We start from the raw sequence: 17647 nt of genomic DNA on the forward strand, positions 1-17647 counted from the left end.
GGAATAGGGTGCTCGCAGACCTGCCATAATGCGGCCATGTCCGAGCACCGCATCATTTCCGCCACCGCCGCCATGGACGACGATGCGCTGGAAGCCAGCATTCGTCCGAAACGGCTTTCCGAGTACCTCGGTCAGGAGACGGTGCGCGAGCAGATGGCCATCTATATCGAGGCGGCGCGGCGCCGGCAGGGCGCGCTGGACCACGTGCTGATCTTCGGGCCCCCGGGCCTGGGCAAGACCACGCTGTCCCACGTGATTGCCAACGAGCTGGGCGTGAATGTCCGTTCCACCTCGGGTCCGGTGCTCGAGCGCGCGGGGGATCTCGCGGCGCTTCTGACCAATCTCGAGGCAAATGACGTCCTTTTCGTCGACGAGATCCACCGCCTGTCGCCCGTGGTCGAGGAAGTTCTCTATCCGGCCATGGAGGACTTCCAGATCGACATCATGATCGGCGAGGGCCCCGCAGCCCGGTCGATCAAGCTCGATTTGCCACCGTTCACCCTGATTGGCGCGACGACCCGCGCGGGCCTGCTCACCGGCCCCTTGCGCGACCGTTTCGGCATCATCCAGCGGCTGGAGTTCTACAGCGTGGACGAGCTGACGGCCATCGTCCGTCGTGCGGCCCGCATCTTCAACATCGAGTGCGACATGGAAGGGGCCGTGGAGATCGCCCGGCGCTCGCGGGGCACGCCCCGTATCGCCAACCGGCTGCTGCGCCGTGTGCGCGACTTCGCGGAGGTCCGCGGCGACGGCAAGATCACCCACGACCTGGCACGAGCCGCCACGGATATGTTGCGGGTCGATGCCCTGGGCTTCGATGACCTCGATCGCCGCCTGCTGAAGACCATCATCGAGAACTTCGATGGCGGCCCGGTAGGCGTGGAGTCGCTCGCCGCCGCCCTCAGCGAGGATCGTGGCACCCTGGAAGACGTGGTCGAGCCTTACCTGATCCAGCAGGGTTACCTGATCCGCAGCGCTCGTGGCCGCATGGCTTCGGCCAAGGCCTGGCGCCACTTGGGTCTGACCCCGCCACCGCGCCAGACGGTGGCCCCGGACCTCTTTTCGGACGACGCATGAGCGCCTTCAGCTGGCCCGTAAGGATTTACTGGGAAGACACCGATGCCGGTGGTGTCGTCTACCATTCCAACTACCTTCGCTTCATGGAACGAGCCCGCACGGAGTGGCTCCGCGCTCAGGGCATCGACCAGGTGGCGCTGCGTGAGGCGACGAGCCTGGGCTTCGTGGTCCGGGACATGCAGCTCGATTTCCTCCGCCCGGCCCGTCTGAATGATGAACTCCTGGTCAGCGTGGGCGTCAAAGAACGTCGTTCAGCCAGTATGCTGTTCGATCAGGAGATTGTGTGTGGGGGCACGACGCTGGTGCGCGCTACGGTGCGCGCGGCTTGCGTGAACCTCGACACGATGCGCCCGGCCCAGATTCCGGCGGACCTGTTCCCCAACGAATTCCCCATTTACTAAAGCCATAGATACCGGCGGAGAGTCTTCAAGCGATGAACGGTGGATTGAACATTTTCAAGCTGGTCGCGGAAGCGAGCCTGCCCGTACAACTGGTCATGCTCCTGCTGCTGGCGTTCTCGTTCCTGTCGTGGGTGATCATCATCCGCAAGTACAGCCAGCTGAAGACCGCCCACGACAACGCCGAGACCTTCGAAGACCGTTTCTGGTCGGGTGCGGATCTTGCCGCCCTGTTTCGTGAGGTGGGTAACCGCGAGGGTAAGCACGGCATCGAGAACGTCTTCGAAGCCGGCTTCCGCGAATTCGCCCGCCAGCGCCAGCGCCGGGTGTCCGACGCTGACCGCATCATGGAAGGTTCCGAGCGTGCCATGCGCGTTGCCGGCACCCGCGAGATCGGCAAGCTCGAGCAGAACCTCGAATTCCTCGCCAACGTCGGCTCGATCAGCCCGTATATCGGCCTGTTCGGCACGGTGTGGGGCATCATGGGCGCCTTCCAGGGCCTCGGCGAGATGAAGGACGTGACGATCTCCGTGGTCGCCCCGCACATCTCCGAAGCGCTGATCGCCACGGCCATGGGCCTGTTCGCCGCGATCCCGGCCGTCTGGGCGTACAACCGCTTCGCCACCAAGGTCGAGCGGATCGCGTCGCGCTACGAGGTCTTCCAGGAAGAGTTCTCCTCGGTGCTGCAGCGCCAGATCCACGCCGACGACGTGGCCTGAGCCCGCGCCATGGCCACGCGTAACGTTCATCGCCGCCAGAAGCGGAAACTGAAGTCCGAGATCAACGTCGTGCCGTATATCGACGTCATGCTTGTGCTGCTGATCATCTTCATGGTCACCACGCCGATGATGAACCTCGGTGTCGATATCCAGCTTCCGCAGACCAATGCCAAGTCCCTGCAGGATAAGAAGGACCCTGTCGTCGTCTCCGTCGACGAGGCCGGTACCATCTACCTCACCGCCAACGGCGCCAAGCGCGAGCCGGTGAGCGCGGACGAGTTCAAGGCCAAGATCACCGCCTTCCACGACGCCAACCCTGAGCTCCAGGTTCTGGTCGCCGGCGACGAGCGCGTCGGCTATGGCAAGGTCTATTCGATCCTCCCGATCCTTCAGGAGGCCGGTGTCTCCAAGATCGGCCTGATGAGCCAGCCGCAGTCGGCGCAGAATGGAAAACCGTAACGGCACGCCCCGCGCGGTCGTCCTCGCCGCGCTTCTCCATCTGGGCATCGTGGCCTTCCTGGGCTTCGCGATCATTCCCTGCACGGACTACGAAAAGTGGGCCGAAGCGTTGGGCGTGCCCGCGGAGTGGAATCCGCTGAAGTGTCCGGCGCCGATCCAGCTTCCGGGTCAGATCATCGAAGCGACCCTGATCGGGCCCACCGGTGCGCCGCCGCCGAAGCACGCGACCAAGCCGGTGCCGAATACGGTGCCGCCTCCGCCGGCGCAGCCGACGCCGACGCCCCCTGAGCCCGAGAAGCCGAAAGTCGAGACCTTGCCGCCTCCGCCGAAGACACCCGCCCTGAAGGACCAGGAGAAGGTGGTCGATGACGCCGTGCAGAAGGCCGAGAACGCCAAGCAGTTGCAGGAAGAGCAGCAGCGCCAGCGCCAGGCCGAGCTGGACGCTCAGCAGGACGAGAAGAAGAAGCAGAAACAGAAGGAGATCGACGAGATCTTCAAACAGCTCGACGCCGCCAAGTCGCAGACCAAGCAGGCCGACAGCAAGAAGAAGCAGGCCGACCAGCAGTTGAAGGACCTCGAGAACGCCAAGGACGACGGTCGCGATGACGTCCCGGCCGCCGACAAGCTCCAGACGGGTCAGAACGGCAAGGACAACAGCAAGCAGGCTTTGTACATCGCAGCGATCCAGAACGCGGTGACGCCGAACTGGCTGCGTCCGGACAACATGCCGAACGCCCCCTGCATGGTGCACATCACCCAGATCCCGGGTGGTCAGGTGCTGAGCGCAAAGGCCGACGCCAGCTGTCCTTATGATGCTTCCGGCAAGGCCTCGATCGAGAATGCCGTGCTTCGCGCCCAGCCGCTGCCCTATGCGGGCTTCGAGGACGTGTTCCAGAGAAACCTCACCTTCACGTTCCGACCGCAATGATGGTGCCCGCCCCGATCCGGTCGATGCCCGGGCGGGGCGGTTCAGATTCGGGTCATGCTGTCCGGCCCCATCGCGTTACCATGCCGTCGCCGTCTCACACTTCCAGGTCGCAATGAATCCGCCCATGCGCAGAACGCTTTCCCGCCTCGCTCTCCTCCTGGTCGTGCTGACCGCCTTCGTGGCCGGCCCTGCCGCTGCCCAGTCGCTCAACGTCGACATTGTCGGTGGCCTCAAGACCGCAACGCCTATCGCCGTGGTGCCTTTCGCCCAGGCCGGCGGTGCGCCGCTGCCGACCGACGTCGCAGACGTCATTCGCGCGGATTTCAATCGTTCGGGCAAGTTCCGTTCGCTCGACAAGGCCGACATCGTCGAGACGCCGTCGCAGGGATCGGACATCAAGTTCCCGACCTGGCGCCTGCTCAAGCAGGACTTCCTGACCATCGGTCGCATCAACGATGCGGGCGGCGGCATGCTCAAGGTCGAGTACGAGCTGTGGGACGTGAACAAGCAGCAGAGCCTGCTTGCCCAGTCGTTCACCGCCCCGGCGGGTGACCTGCGTGGCGTTGCCCACCAGATCGCTGACCAGATCTACGAGAAGATCACCGGCGTCCGTGGCGCCTTCTGGACCCGCATCGCCTACATCACGGCGGTGGGTACCGGTAACAACGCGACCTATTCGCTGATCGTCGCGGACTCGGACGGCTTCAACCCGCAGACCGTGGCCCGTTCGCGCGAGTCGCTCCTGTCACCGTCCTGGTCGCCGGACGGCAACAAGATTGCCTACGTCTCGTTCGAAAGCGGCAACTCGGCCGTATACGTACAGAACATCTCCACCGGTTCGCGCAGCCTGATCGCCGCCCATCCGCGCGGCATCAACAGCGCACCGGCCTGGTCGCCGGATGGCAGCAAGCTTGCCGTGAGCCTCTCCTACGTGGGTAACCCCGAGATCTTCGTGATCGACGTGGCCAGCCACGCCGAGACGCGCCTGACCAACAACTTCTCGATCGACACCGAGCCGACGTTCACGCCGGACGGCCAGAGCATCCTGTTTACGTCGGATCGCTCGGGCAAGCCGCAGATCTACCAGATGTCAGCATCGGGTGGTGCGGCCACGCGCGTCACCTTCCAGGGCGGCTTCAACGCCAGCGCCTCGGTGAGCTTCGACGGCAAGCAGATTGCGATGGTGCAGGGCAACGGGAACGTGTATCGTATCGCTATCATGGACCGCAGTCTGGGCGGGCAGGTGCGCTTCGTTTCCCCGGGTAACGTGGACGATTCGCCCAGCTTCGCGCCAAATGCCAGCATGCTGCTTTATGCGGCATCGCAGGGTACGCGAGGTGTCCTGTATGCGGTTTCGGCAGACGGCCTGGTACGCCAGCGTCTCGTCCTTGCGGACGGTGACGTGCGCGAGCCGTCCTGGGGACCCTATAGACAGCGTTGATGGCGCGCCCGTTTCGGGCCGCGACATCGGCAAAGTCCAGGGAAGGGGCGCGGGTGTTCCGCGCCTTTTCTGCGGACGCAAGGTTAACCGGCAGTTGCTTTAAAGGCAGTCGCCGGAACGAAGACGCAGGGTGCGGGACAGCACCCCGTCGGCGTAGATGTAAGTAGAAAAACAGCCGGACAACCGGCGGTGCCTGTCCCGAAACCGTATATCGACTGTCGGAACTCAACTGTTGAAGGAACGTCCCATGAATAAGACCGTTAGCGTCACCCTGGCCGCCCTGCTTTGCGTGGGCGCGGTCGCCTGTAACAAGAAGACTGTGAAGCCTGTGACGCCGCCCCCGGCTGAGCCGGTTGCACAGACCACGGCCCCCACCAACGACGGCAAGTACCAGCCGTCGGATCTCGATACCGATGCCTGCCTCCGTCAGCGCGTTGTGTACTTCGATTTCGACAAGAACGATGTGAAGCCGGAATTCCAGCAGATCATCGCTTGCCACGCCAAGTACCTGCAGGACCGTCCGCAGTCGGCTATGACCCTCGAGGGCAACACCGACGAGCGCGGTACGCGTGAGTACAACCTCGGCCTCGGCGAGCGTCGCGGCAATGCCGTTTCCAGCGCCCTCCAGGCTGCTGGTGGTTCGGCTGGCCAGGTCAACGTCACGAGCTACGGTAAGGAAAAGCCGACCTGCCGTGAGCACAACGATGATTGCTGGTCCAAGAACCGTCGCGTTGAGATCGTCTACACCGCGAAGTAAGTAATGAAGAAGCTTCTGGCTAACCGTTTTATGGCCAGGCTTGGCGTGGCGGGCGCAATTGCGTCCGCCACGCTTTTTGGTCTGCCCGTCCACGCGCAGGACTCCCGCTTGAGTCTCGCCGACCGTGTGTCGCGCCTCGAGCAGCAGTCCCAGAAGGACGCCGGTACGACCCCGCTGGTCAATCAGGTCAACGATCTCCAGCAGCAGCTTTCGCAGTTGCAGGGTCAGATCGAAGAGCTGCAGCACCAGAACCAGCAACTCCAGGATTCCCAGAAGGCGCAGTACGCGGATGTCGATTCGCGGCTGGGTCGTCTTGAAAAGGGTGGAGCAGCGCAGGCCCCGTCGCCCGCCGCGTCCCCCAATGCACCCCAGGCTCCCGCGCCCACGCCTACGGCAGTCGCTCCGGCGGCAGGCCAGCAGGCAGCGCCCGCGACCGCGCCGACGGCCGCGGCCAGCGCCACCGAACAGGCTGCGTACGACGCTGCGTTCAAGTCGCTACGTGCGGGTGACTACGTCACCGCTTCGCGCGGGTTTCGCGACTTCCTGACCAAGTATCCGGACAGCCCGCTCGCGCCCAACGCTTATTACTGGCTGGGCGAGTCGTACTACGTGACCATGAACTATCCGGTGGCGATCGAAGCCTTCCAGCGACTGGTCAAGCAGTATCCGCAGAGCGACAAAGTCTCCGATGGCCTGCTCAAGGTCGGCTATTGCCAGATCGAGCTGAAGCAGCAGGACGCAGCCATCGCGACCCTGAAACAGGTCTCGGCCAAGTATCCGGGTTCCAAGGCCGCTGGCCTCGCACAGGAACGCCTGCGTCGTCTGCAGCGCCAGACGGCCAACTGATCCCATGAACGGTAACACCGCAACTCTGGCGGACTTCCCGCCGGGCGCGCCCGTCGCGGAACGACTGCGGATCACCGAGATCTTCCACTCCGTGCAGGGCGAGGCCGATGCGATCGGCTGGCCGACCGTCTTCGTGCGCCTCACCGGCTGCCCGCTGCGCTGTGTCTGGTGCGACACCGAATATTCGTTCCACGGCGGCCAGTGGCATGACATCGACGCCATCGTCGAGCATGTCGCCAGCTTTGGCGCTAAACACGTCTGCGTCACCGGCGGTGAGCCGCTGGCGCAGAAGCGCTGCCTGATCCTGCTGCGTAAGCTGTGCGACGCCGGTCACGAGGTGTCGCTCGAGACCTCGGGCGCGCTGGATGTCTCCGGCGTCGATCCGCGCGTCCGCAAGGTGATGGATCTCAAGGCGCCGGACTCCGGCGAGTGTGCACGTAACCTGTGGTCCAACCTCGACCACCTGCTGCCGCACGACCAGGTCAAGTTCGTCATCGCCAGCCGCGGCGACTTCGAATGGTCGCGAGACGTCGTCCGCGAGCACGCACTGGACCAACGCGTGATGCCGCTCTTTTCACCGGTGTGGTCGAAGGTTCAGCCTCGTGAGCTGGCCGAGTGGATCCTCGCCGAACGCCTGCCGGTACGATTCCAGTTGCAGTTGCACAAGCTGCTATGGAACGACGCGGCTGGCCACTGACAACATCAAGGTAGTGCCATGAACGCTTCGAACCCCTCCCGCAAGGCCGTCATCCTCGTGTCGGGTGGCATGGATTCCGCCGTCACGATCGCCATGGCACGCGAGCAGGGCTTCGAGGTGTACGCACTGAGCGTGGCCTATGGCCAGCGCCACAGCTCGGAGCTCGAGGCGTCGGAGCGCGTCGCCACGATGCTTGGCGCGGTCACGCACAAGACCGTGCACGTGGACCTGCGCAGCATCGGCGGCTCGGCGCTCACCGCCGACATCGACGTGCCGGAAGACGGCGGGACGGGCATCCCCGTGACCTACGTACCGGCGCGCAACACCATCATGCTGTCCATCGCGCTGGGTTGGGCCGAAGTGCTGGGATCGAGCGATATTTTTTGCGGCGTCAACGCCGTCGACTATTCCGGCTACCCGGATTGCCGTCCTGCCTTCATCGAATCCTTCCAGTCGTTGGCCAACGTCGCCACCAAGGCTGGCGTCGAAGGCGCCGGCATCCGTATCCATGCGCCACTGATGGAGATGGGCAAGGGCGATATCGTCCGCGAGGGCATGCGCCTGGGAGTCGATTTCGCCGCCACAGTGAGCTGCTATCAGGCCGATGCCCAGGGCCGCGCCTGCGGTCATTGCGATGCCTGCCGCCTCCGCGCGGAGGGCTTCGCCAAGGCTGGCGTACCGGACCCAACGCACTACGCCTGAGCCGTTATTGCGGGCCGATCGTCCCGTTGGTATGGTCTTCGGTGGCGAGCAGGAGCACCTTGCCGTCGCGCTTGACCAGGGTATCCACACGCGTGCCGTGGACGTTCATCAGGCGACCGCCAAGCAGGCTGTACTGGTAGGTCACGTGAACGGTTGCGCTGCGATGGTCGGCGGCATAGGTCGGGTCGGTGAGGTTCGTGCTGTAAGCGATGTCGGCCTTCCGACCCAGACGCTTCTCGACGTTCTCGAGCATGTCGGAGAACTTCTTCATGTTGTCGCAGAATTCGGACTTTCCGATCGTCCTTTGTGGGACGGCCATGCCATTGATCACTCCTGACGACGAGCCGCGGAATTCGTCGGCCAGAAGCGCACAGGATGCGTCTGTATAGTGGTGCCCTGTCGTTTCCGCATCCGTCTGGTAGAACGCTTCGATGCCGCTGCCCGACAGCTTCTTCGTCTGTAGATAGCCCCACGCGCACGCGGCCAGCAAGGCGGCGCCAAGCAGATAACCCTTCATCCCGATCCCCCTGATTGCCACCCTCCGTGGCCGGGACGATTCTAGCTCGAATAACTCAGCCGGCCGAAGCGCGCAGCAAGGGCCCGATGGTTTGCTGAACGATCCACCAGAAGCCGCCCAGTGTGCCCGCCAGGCCGGCCGCCAAAACCCCGACGGCGCATCCGAGGACCCATGACTTTGTGGCGGTGTGACTGAGACGTTCTTCGACAACGGCGAGGCGGCGACGGACCTCAGTGACTTGGTCGTCGACGAAGCCCACCCTCCCTGTCAGATCGCGGACGGTGGTCGATAAGTGGCTCAGGCGCTCGTTCGACACGGCAAGCCACTCGCGAAGCGACCCTGCGTTCGAGGCATCCTCTGAGGGGAGGCTCGACGGAGCCCCGAGCCGGAGATCGTCGTCGTGTTTCGTGGTGTAGGGGCGCATGTCGACTCCCGCTTAGTGAAGAGGAGTCAACGGTACCGCCCGGCAGGCGGCGAAAACATGAGAATCCTGACCAGTTTTTCGTCAGAGAAGAACGCGTTGCGCGTCAGACGTCGCATATCCCGTTGCGATTACGGGTTGTCAGTCTCTTCCAGCATGGACGCTCGCCCGCACAGAGAAGTGAGAAGAAAGCCTGTGGCTAGCCCTATCGCACCGAAGAAGAAAGAGGCCACGGGCATCGAAAATATGCCTCCAACATAGAACATGTAGAAGCGCTCTGCCTTGCTGACGCTTGTGGCGACTTCGCGGGGCGGTCGGGTTTGCTGAAGTGGTCCTTCGAATGGTTCAGCCTGTTTGAATTTGGTGAGATAAGTCGGTAGGTCAAACGCGTGCACCGATCTGATCTCGTCAGCCGGCAGGAGGATGTCGAATTCCTCGATCGATCGTTGGGCCGGGTCGGCCGAGCCAGTATGAAGCCACGTGTAATCCGTCACGGGTTCAAAGCTTTGCTTATCGTCCCGGTAGCCGGAGAGGAAAGGCTCGATTCGTACCCATTCCCTCTCGCCACGCGTGGTTGAGGTGTCGATCGCGAATCCGACGTACACCTTCGAGGAGGCCATTGTGAGCATCACGGGAAGTTGCTTCGACGTGGTCGCCCAGAGGAATTCCTCAAGTTCGCTAAGGCAGCTCAGTCGCATGAGGAGCGCAGCCCGCAACGTACGGCACGCCACCAGCGGAATATTGAGCATCCACGCCAGCAAGAATGCTGTCGGGACGGAGACCAGTGCTATGGAGCCAAGCGACTGCGCGGCCGGCTCAGCACCGAACGCCTTCAGCAATCTTGCCAGGCAGTCGCGAGCAAATGTCCCGACACGGGGTAGCTGCTCGATCTCATGAAGCGCGAGGCCGCTAAATGCGGCAACGGCAAGCGCGGTGACAACCACAAGGAAATACAGAGCGTGCCCGTCGCTTCGAAATACGTGCGGCCGCCAGATTAGGCTTCGCCGTGCGGCGATGTACCCAGCAGCGAGTACGAGCAACGCGAACGCGGCGTTATTCATCCTTGATCCTCAAACACAAAGAAGGGGCCAGTACCCCTTCCTTATTCCGTTATGCAGGCTTCTTCCTGGAATGAAGCTGGCGCGAAAGCTCAACAAGAGCATCGACCTGTCGTCTGTATCCAGCGGATTGGTGGAGTTTTTCCCTATCGACAGCCATGCCTCCGTCCTTCGCAGTTCTGAAGGTCGCAAAAGGACCAGAGCTATCGCGTTTCGAAATTGGCTTCGTAGACATTGACGTACCTCCGCCTTTCCCTGTCAGGCCAAATATTAGCCCATGTTCCTTCATCGGCGGGACGGGCCAGCTCAGGCTTCTTCTCGTTGGAGCGTCAGGTATATGCCCTGCCTGAACGTGACTCACTGGCGCGAATGGTGGGTCGTGCCGGATTCGAACCGGCGACCTACGGATTAAAAGTCCGCTGCTCTACCAACTGAGCTAACGACCCATGCGCGGGAAGCCGGCTAGTTTAGTGGCCGCATGGGGGGCGGCACAACCCGAGCGGCGTGGCGGTTCAGGTCGTGGCGACAATGGCCTCGACGTCACGTCCCGCCTGACGCCAGGCGCCGATGCCCCCGGTAAGCGGACGGACGTTGGAAAAACCCAGCTTGCTCAGGCGCTCCGCCACCTTGGCCGCCGAGACTTCGTTCGGGCAGGAGCAGTAAATCACCACCGAGGTGTGCCGGGGCAGGGTCGCCAGTGCGGCATCCGCCGTGGCCAGGTCGAACAGGCGCGAGCCTGGGATGACGAACGGATCGTCGCGGCGGCTGAGGGTCGAGCGCACATCGACAATCAGGGCGCCGGGCTCGTTGGCGAGCAGGACGGAGAGTTCGTCGACGGAAATTCGGCTTTTGCGCAACTGTGCGATGAGCAGGGCACGACGGCTGTAGCGAAAGCCGATCCATAGCAACAGTCCGATCAGGGCGAGCGCCGCCATACCGAGACCGAATTGCTTTAGGGTGGCCAGCACGGCGTCGATCTGGCGGTAAAACAGCATGCCGATCGATAAGCCGACGGAAATCCACAACGCCGCGCCAAGCAGGTCATAGAGGGTGAAGCGGGAGAATCGGGTATCGCCGGCGCCGGCGATCGGAATGGCGACGAGGGAGAGCCCGGGAATGAACCGCGACACCAGCAGCAGCTTGACCCCGCGCTTCTCGAAAAAACCGCTGGCGCGGCGTACGCAGGTGTCGGGGGAAAGCGAAATACGGCACAAGCCATCGAGTACGCGGTAGCCGAACCGACGCCCGGTCAGGAACCACGCTGCGTCGCCGGCGAAGGCGCCTGCAAGGGCACCGAGGAACGTCGCCAGGATAAGGACGGGGTCGCGTGCGGCGACCAGTGTACTGCCCACCACGATCAGGGTAGGCATCGCCGGCACGGGAAGGCCGATCGCCCCCGCGAACACACCGATGAACGCCACCACCGGCGCCGTATCAGACCAATTGACGCTCGACACGACAGTGATCCTCGGAAAGGTCTGTGTACTTCCGTAACGATACGCCGGTCGGGTCGCCGCCGACAGATGGCTGTCGATCAAAGGGCCGGATGGCGGCTCAGTGTGGGAGCTGTTCGCGAGGGAACGCCGACAGAAGCGCCCTCGAGCTGTACCCAGAAAAGCGTTCCCCGCCCGGGGCGGGAGCGGACCCCGATGCTGCCTCCGAGGGTGTCGACGATGCGCCTGGCCACGGCCAGCGCGATGCCGTAGCCGGCGTGGCCGGGAAGTCGGGTGAACTCTTCGAACACGCGCTCCTGCTGGATGGGTTCCAGGCCCATGCCGTTATCCCGGACCTCCAGTCGTACGGCATCGCCACGGCGTCGCGCGGCAACCAGTACGCGGCCGTTCGGCGTGCTGATGACGGCATTCGCCACCAGGCGATGAAGCAGTTCACCCAGCAGAGCCGGATCGCCGTGGAGGGGCAGGCGGCCCCCACGCCAATGCACGTCGACACCGAGGCGGCTGGCGTCTTCGTCGATGGCTGCCCGCTCTCGCACGAAAAGATCCGATGCAATGAGGTCGATGGCGTGGGGCTCCACGGCGCCCGCATCGAAGCGTGCCATGGCAAGCAAGCCGTCGAGAAGTTCGTTGAGCCGCGTAAGGCTTGTGCGCATCTGGCCGAGCACCGCGCGCTGCCGCAGATCCTCGCCCGGCTGCATACCAGCGACGAACAAGGCGAGTGCCTGTAGCGGCTGGCGGAAGTGGTCGCCGACCTGCTCGATGAAGCGCGTGTGTCGCGCGATATCCTGCAACCGCTGGCGCAGCGCGTCGGACATGGCCATGTCGTGGCGTCGCCGCAGGTCGACCAATTCGTCGAGCAGTGCGTCGATGGCGGCAAGTTCGCCAACGCCGCCTGCCATTGGCTTCGCCTGGCGCGGATGGAGGAAGGCGTCGATACGATCGCGCATGCCTTCGATGGGTTCGATGACATCGCGTTCCAGCGCCCGCCGCGTGAACAGGAACACCGCAAGCACCCCACAGCACAGCAACAACGTCATGAAAGCAGCGGCGGCGCGCCGCTCGTGCAGGGAGGTCGCATCGGAAACCGTTTCGAGTTCACCTAGTGGCGTATTGAGGCGGACGCGCAACGCACGTCCGGAAGGTACGTGTCGTCCGCTGTCGATGACCAGGTCCGGCGCGTCGTCACGGCGAAGCGTGAGGCTTTCGGTAGGCGCGCTGCGTGAAAGCGCGCGCGTCAGTGCATAGCGAACGGCTTCGTCGTTCGTCGCGGCGTCCATGGATGCGCCCAGCCGGATGGCCTGGATGCGTGCGACCGTTCGCGCTTCGCCGGAGAGCGCCCGCATGTGCAGTACGCCAAGCGATCCGGCCAACGCGAGCGCAACCAGCGTCATCGGCAGCAATCCGCGAAGGATCAGCTGTCGATGCAGGGGCGCGGGCCTTGCGGGCGGATGCGGCGACGCGTTCATGACAACGAATCTATGAAACGCGCGTTCGATGCGCGATAGACAAGGGGACCTAGGCTGCCCGTCTATACCTTATGGCCTAAGCCCGTTGGACGGCTATTTGCCGTCGAGTTGCTTCACGACCGCATCGTGGTCGACCTTGATCTTCTGGAAGCGCGCCTCACGCGCGGCTTCGCTGACCCACTGCGCACTGGTGGCGCGGCGCTTCTCCAGCGAATATTCGATATCGACGAAGGGCACGAGCACGGCGTTATCAGCCCGCGCGAATCCGCTGATGTCGTGGATGAGCTTCAGGTTCGCTTCTTCGCGCGAACCCTCCTTGCCCTTGCCGTAGCTGGTAATGAAGGTGGCCACGCGCTCGCGTAACGCAAGCGGAAGGTCGTTACGGATCACGATCACCGCATGGGGAATAAGCGAGGACTTCCAAAGCACGCGCAGGCGCGCGTACTGGTCGGGAAAATGTTGCTTGAAGCGTTCCAGGTCAGCCGTGTTGTTGGTGGCGACGTCCACTTCGCCGTTGGCAACGGCCAACGCATTGTTCTGGTGGTTGTCGATGTGCACGCTGGCGAAGAAGGTGTCGGAGTCCACGTTCCGTGCCGCGAACAACTGGGTTTCCGGAACGAGATAGCCGGACACCGAAAGCGCTTCGCCGCGGGCGAAGCGCCATTTACCCGGCTTGGCGAACAGCTGGTCGACCGTCCGTAGCCGCGAGTCCGCTGCCACGAGCACCACGGCGTAATAGCCTTTCGAGCCATCGCCGCGGGTCAGCTGCCCGATCACCTGCATGTTTTGCCCGGTGACGGCGTCCAGGGCGAGCCGCCCGGAGAGGAAGGCGATATCCACCCTCTGCTCGCTGATGGCCTGAGCGATGCCTTCGTAGGTCGTGACGGAGACCGCGCGGACGGGGCGGGCGAGCGCCTTGCTCAAGTCGTCGAGCATGGGGCGCCACGCCTCCAGCGACTCGGCGGGACCCCCGATGGGAAGAATGCCGAAGGTGAGCGGGGCATTCGGATCGACATCACCCTGCGCGGGACCGGCCGCCACGGCGGGACCCGAGCAAAGGACGCACGCCAGCCATGCGCAGAACCACGCGCGCACCCAGCCTCTCGCCGCGCTCTTCACGCCTGCCCGCATCGCGCCTGCCTCGCGTGGATGGTGTTTTAGCTAGTCGCCCAGGTGCTGTGCGGCAACCAGTGCCTCCAATCGGTTCCGCACATGTAGCGCACGGAAGATCGCGGCAAGGTGAATCTTGACGGTGCCTTCGCTGATGCCCAACTCGCGGGCGATCAGCTTGTTCGGCCGGCCCTTGGCCAATAGCTTGAGTACGTCGATCTGGCGTTCGGTGAGGACCGTGGCCAGGCGCTCCTTGGTCGTCAGTCCATCGCTGCCGTTGGCCTTGGAAAAGAACGGAACGGGAATGCTCGATACGGCGGCATCCATAGCTTCCGGTGGTACGTAGATACCGCCGGAGACAGCCAGACGCACGGCGTTCAGGACGACGTCCGGACTCGAGGTCTTCACGATGTAACCCTGCACGCCAAGTTCGAGCATATGGCGAATCGCAGCGGGGTCGCTGTTTCCGGACAAGACAAGGACAGCACGCTTGCGCGCAGTACGGGTCCCGATCAAGTCGGCGGCGAGGCGGCGTTCGTCATCGGTCAGATCCGGGCTTTCGCTGTCCTGGCTGGTGACCTTGTCGTTGGCGTCGGCGAGTTTCTCCAACGCCCTTTGAATATGTTCGACGCCGTTGGCGTCCGGCATGCCTATGTCGATCAGGGCGACATCGGGGAGGGGCAGGCGATCGAGTTGCGCATAGAGATCAGCGACCGTCTGGGCCTCGACAAACTCGACGTCCTCACCCAATTCCCTCAACTTGAGCTTGACGCCGTCGATGATGAACCGGTGATCGTCCGCGATCAGAACACGCATGCCTTTCCTCCGCCCGCACTACCGCGAGCATCCCCGTTCTTGGAAACATAGCCCTCCGGGCGCCTCGCGGCAAGCCAGCCATCTGGCTCAGACGGGTGCATGATGGACGGTCCAGGCCGAAACCATGACATCGTGCAGGCGTTCGGGCGAAACGGGCTTGTAGAGAACCTGCGTGGTGGTCTGGTCGACGTTGCGCAGGAAGTCCCCGCGGGTTTCGCCGGTGATCAGCACGCGGGCAAACGGTGGTGGGTCGCCGGGCCGGCGGCGATAATAGCGATCGAGCAGGTCGATGACGTCCAGGCCGGTGCCCTCGCGGAGCCGCAGGTCGGAAATCACGATATCCGGCGGCTGTATCCACTGGTGCACCGCCTCCATGGCCTGCTGCGCATCTTCGGCAGTCATCACCTCGCAGCCCCAGCTGCCCAGCAGAAAACTGATCCCTGCAAGGATGCTCGGCTCGTCGTCGATCACCAGGACGCGCATGCCGACGACATCCCGCGGCGCGGGCCTGCCCGGCGTCGCCGCGACCGGTGCCTCGATCTTCCCTGGCTGGACCTCCGGCAGCGTGATCGAGAACACGCTGCCCTTGCCCGGCTGCGAGCGCACCATGGCGCGCGTGCCAAGCAGGCCCGCCAGGCGCTGCACCGTGGACAGGCCCAGCCCCAGTCCGCGCCGCGTGCTCTCGGGACGTCCGGCTTCCGGGCCGCTCTCGACCCGGTAGAACTCGTCGAAAATGTGCTGGAGATGCTCCGGGCCGATACCCAGGCCCGTATCCCACACGTCTACGCGGACCGTGCCATCGGGACGCCGGCGTGCACCCACCAACACACCACCGCAGCGGGTATAACGCAGCGCATTGCTGACCAGGTTGTTGAGGATGCGCGCGACCATGGTGCGGTCACAGCGTACCCAGAGACCGGTGGTCCGCACGACCAGACGCAGTTCGTGCTGTTCGGCCACCATGCGGAAATTCACGCTGACCTCTTCAAAGACCTCGTCCAGCGGAACATCGCGGAGCACGGCCGGCATGGCACCGGTCTCCAGGCGAGAGAGGTCGAGCAGCTCGCTGAACAGGTGGTCCAGCGCTTCCACGCACTCCTGGATGTGGGCGATACGATTGAGCCGTACCGGGTCGTACTCGTCCACGGCGAGGCCGGAGGAAAACAGGGTGAGCGCGTAGAGTGGCTGGCGCAGGTCATGCGATGCGGCGGCAAGAAAGCGCGCCTTCGCCACGCTGGCGGCCTCGAGTGCGGCGTTCTTCCGGGCGAGTTCTTCCGTGGCCATGGCGATCTCGCGTTCCATCCCGATCTGCGCATGCAGCAGCTGCGAGGCAGCGCCGTTGAAGCCTCGCTGGAGGTCACCGATCTCGGTATCGTCGGTGACCGGGACCACCACGGTGCGGTCGCCCAGGCCGAGTTGGCGAACCGCAATGGCGAGATTGCGCAGCGGTGCACTCAGCCAGCGCGCCGTGGACCAACCGATCATCACCGCGATGAACAGGCTGAGCGCCAGCCAGAGGAGGGCGTTGTTTACGCTGGTTCGTTGCGCGGCGATAGCGTCCTCGACGCTGACATCGACCGTGACCGAGCCGACGACGCGATGACTTGTCGGGTCCAGCACCTCGCGCGACACGGTGAGATTGTCATCGTCGTCGATGGTTCCGTTCACACGGTCCGCAATGATCTCGCCATCGCGGTCGCTGATGCGAACCCGTGCTACCTGGGGCAGCTGGACGATCGATTGGGAAATATGCGAAATCTCGCGCCGCTCGCCGTTGCGCAGGGCTTCGCCGGAGACACTGGCGGCCTGTTGGGCAATGGCGTCGGCCGTGGAGCGGCCCATCTCGTGGAGGGTATCCATCTGATGGCGGGTGAGCAGGGTAACCAGCAGGACCGCACTGATGGCGGTGGGTACGAGCGCGACACACGTCAGCCGCTGCACAAGTGAAGTGCGGCGCCAGACCCGTTCCAGCCACGTAACCGATACGTCGCGCATCTGTCTCCCCTTGCGTGCCCCTCCCGGGCGACGCGAGGCTACAGCCTAACGCAGTTCAACGCGGCTGGCGTCAGCGGTGGGGACGGCGCCGACGCCGGTCGCGAAGCCTCTTTATCGCCAGCGGAAGCACGCTCAGGGCAGCGAACGCGGCCAGCGGGAACAGGATCCTGCCGTCGAGAAGTCGCGCCAGGGTGAATGGTGCGCTGCCGCCGAACGTGTCGCCGAGACCGGCCCCGACCGCGGTTTCGGCCACGAGGGACACTGTCCCGCCCAGCCAGGTGGCGCCCAGGAACAGCCATAGCGGGCAGCGCAACCAGGCCAGAGCCACCGTCATGGCGCCCAGCGGCACGACGGGAATGAAGCGCAGGGCGAGGGTGTAACTGACCGGATGCGCGGAGAACCCGGTACGCATGCGCGTCGCAAGTTCCGGTGGCTGGCGGCCACCCGCGCCAAACGCATAGCGACTGGCAAGGAAGAGAAGGAGTGAGCCGAGCACGAGGGCGACGGACGACAGGGCCGTGCCTTCGACGATGCCGAACAGCAAGCCACCTGCGAGGATGATGACGATCGTTCCTGGCACGCCCGTGGAAATGGCCAGGGTAAGCAGACCCGTATAGGCCAGCCGCGACATGACGGGATGCTCGGCGATCGCGCCGCGCAAGGCACCCTCTTCGGCGAGTAGCCGGGTCGGGTGGAAGCGGTCGAGCGCGCCGCTACCGAGCATCACCGCGCCAGCGACCAGCAGCAGCAAAAGCGGCAGCGCGGCACGCCAGCGACTCATCC

The 17647-nt window shown here is 64.1% G+C and carries 19 protein-coding genes and 1 tRNA gene; 10 read left to right on the forward strand and 10 right to left on the reverse strand.

All coding sequences use genetic code 11. The features are described from left to right. Positions 1-36 precede the first annotated feature (36 nt). The 10 genes from ruvB to queC all read left to right on the forward strand — a co-directional run bounded on the left by ruvB (position 37) and on the right by queC (position 8024). On the forward strand, positions 37-1077 hold the full coding sequence (gene ruvB / locus HB634_RS10665) for a Holliday junction branch migration DNA helicase RuvB (protein ID WP_063571207.1): 1041 nt from the start codon (positions 37-39) through the stop codon (positions 1075-1077). Further along, positions 1074-1478 carry a tol-pal system-associated acyl-CoA thioesterase gene (gene ybgC, locus HB634_RS10670; protein ID WP_213948571.1) on the forward strand — a complete coding sequence of 135 codons (405 nt, stop codon included), beginning with the start codon at positions 1074-1076 and terminating at the stop codon, positions 1476-1478. Before ruvB ends, ybgC begins: the two co-directional genes overlap by 4 nt. A gap of 32 nt (positions 1479-1510) precedes the next feature. Beyond that, positions 1511-2194, forward strand: coding sequence for a protein TolQ (gene tolQ, locus HB634_RS10675; protein ID WP_213948572.1), 684 nt, complete (start codon positions 1511-1513; stop codon positions 2192-2194). Positions 2195-2203: 9 nt separating this feature from the next. Further along, positions 2204-2653: a protein TolR gene (tolR, locus tag HB634_RS10680; RefSeq protein WP_213948573.1), complete on the forward strand. Its 450-nt coding sequence runs from the start codon at positions 2204-2206 to the stop codon at positions 2651-2653. Next, positions 2640-3581, forward strand: coding sequence for a cell envelope integrity protein TolA (locus tag HB634_RS10685; RefSeq protein WP_213948574.1), 942 nt, complete (start codon positions 2640-2642; stop codon positions 3579-3581). Before tolR ends, HB634_RS10685 begins: the two co-directional genes overlap by 14 nt. Positions 3582-3693: 112 nt before the next feature. Then, entirely contained in the window at positions 3694-5022 is a 1329-nt protein-coding gene (gene tolB, locus HB634_RS10690) for a Tol-Pal system beta propeller repeat protein TolB (RefSeq protein ID WP_213948575.1), read from the forward strand. Positions 5023-5269: 247 nt separating this feature from the next. Then, positions 5270-5779, forward strand: coding sequence for a peptidoglycan-associated lipoprotein Pal (gene pal / locus HB634_RS10695; RefSeq protein WP_063571213.1), 510 nt, complete (start codon positions 5270-5272; stop codon positions 5777-5779). A gap of 3 nt (positions 5780-5782) precedes the next feature. After that, positions 5783-6625 (forward strand): tol-pal system protein YbgF, encoded by an 843-nt coding sequence (ybgF, locus tag HB634_RS10700; protein ID WP_213948576.1) that lies wholly within the window; start codon positions 5783-5785, stop codon positions 6623-6625. Positions 6626-6629: 4 nt separating this feature from the next. Then, complete coding sequence (gene queE / locus HB634_RS10705; protein ID WP_213948577.1) at positions 6630-7322, forward strand: 7-carboxy-7-deazaguanine synthase QueE; 693 nt, start codon at positions 6630-6632, stop codon at positions 7320-7322. Positions 7323-7340: 18 nt separating this feature from the next. Then, positions 7341-8024 (forward strand): 7-cyano-7-deazaguanine synthase QueC, encoded by a 684-nt coding sequence (gene queC / locus HB634_RS10710; protein WP_063571781.1) that lies wholly within the window; start codon positions 7341-7343, stop codon positions 8022-8024. Positions 8025-8028: 4 nt separating this feature from the next. Here the strand turns inward: queC and HB634_RS10715 are convergent, their stop codons facing one another. The 10 genes from HB634_RS10715 to HB634_RS10760 all read right to left on the reverse strand — a co-directional run bounded on the left by HB634_RS10715 (position 8029) and on the right by HB634_RS10760 (position 17645). After that, positions 8029-8541, reverse strand: coding sequence for a hypothetical protein (locus HB634_RS10715; protein ID WP_213948578.1), 513 nt, complete (start codon positions 8539-8541; stop codon positions 8029-8031). Between the two features lie 55 nt (positions 8542-8596). Beyond that, positions 8597-8965: a hypothetical protein gene (locus tag HB634_RS10720; protein ID WP_213948579.1), complete on the reverse strand. Its 369-nt coding sequence runs from the start codon at positions 8963-8965 to the stop codon at positions 8597-8599. 128 nt (positions 8966-9093) lie between these two features. Further along, complete coding sequence (locus HB634_RS10725; RefSeq protein ID WP_063571778.1) at positions 9094-10023, reverse strand: hypothetical protein; 930 nt, start codon at positions 10021-10023, stop codon at positions 9094-9096. Positions 10024-10390: 367 nt separating this feature from the next. Further along, a tRNA-Lys gene (locus HB634_RS10730) sits at positions 10391-10466 on the reverse strand. Positions 10467-10532: 66 nt separating this feature from the next. Then, positions 10533-11477 (reverse strand): VTT domain-containing protein, encoded by a 945-nt coding sequence (locus HB634_RS10735; protein WP_213948580.1) that lies wholly within the window; start codon positions 11475-11477, stop codon positions 10533-10535. Between the two features lie 77 nt (positions 11478-11554). Then, positions 11555-12943 (reverse strand): HAMP domain-containing sensor histidine kinase, encoded by a 1389-nt coding sequence (locus HB634_RS10740; protein ID WP_063571776.1) that lies wholly within the window; start codon positions 12941-12943, stop codon positions 11555-11557. 93 nt (positions 12944-13036) lie between these two features. Continuing rightward, the gene (gene phnD, locus HB634_RS10745; protein ID WP_213948581.1) at positions 13037-14074 is read right to left on the reverse strand and encodes a phosphate/phosphite/phosphonate ABC transporter substrate-binding protein; all 1038 of its coding nucleotides are present in this window, start codon (positions 14072-14074) and stop codon (positions 13037-13039) included. A 30-nt stretch (positions 14075-14104) separates the two neighbouring features. Beyond that, on the reverse strand, positions 14105-14869 hold the full coding sequence (locus tag HB634_RS10750; protein ID WP_063571775.1) for a response regulator transcription factor: 765 nt from the start codon (positions 14867-14869) through the stop codon (positions 14105-14107). Between the two features lie 87 nt (positions 14870-14956). Further along, on the reverse strand, positions 14957-16864 hold the full coding sequence (locus tag HB634_RS10755; RefSeq protein ID WP_213948582.1) for a hybrid sensor histidine kinase/response regulator: 1908 nt from the start codon (positions 16862-16864) through the stop codon (positions 14957-14959). A 70-nt stretch (positions 16865-16934) separates the two neighbouring features. Further along, positions 16935-17645, reverse strand: a complete 711-nt coding sequence (locus HB634_RS10760; protein ID WP_063573191.1) for a VTT domain-containing protein — start codon at positions 17643-17645, stop codon at positions 16935-16937. Positions 17646-17647 lie beyond the last annotated feature (2 nt).

Origin of the sequence: Luteibacter sp. dw_328, from assembly GCF_018449605.1 — a bacterium.
Classification (GTDB): domain Bacteria; phylum Pseudomonadota; class Gammaproteobacteria; order Xanthomonadales; family Rhodanobacteraceae; genus Luteibacter.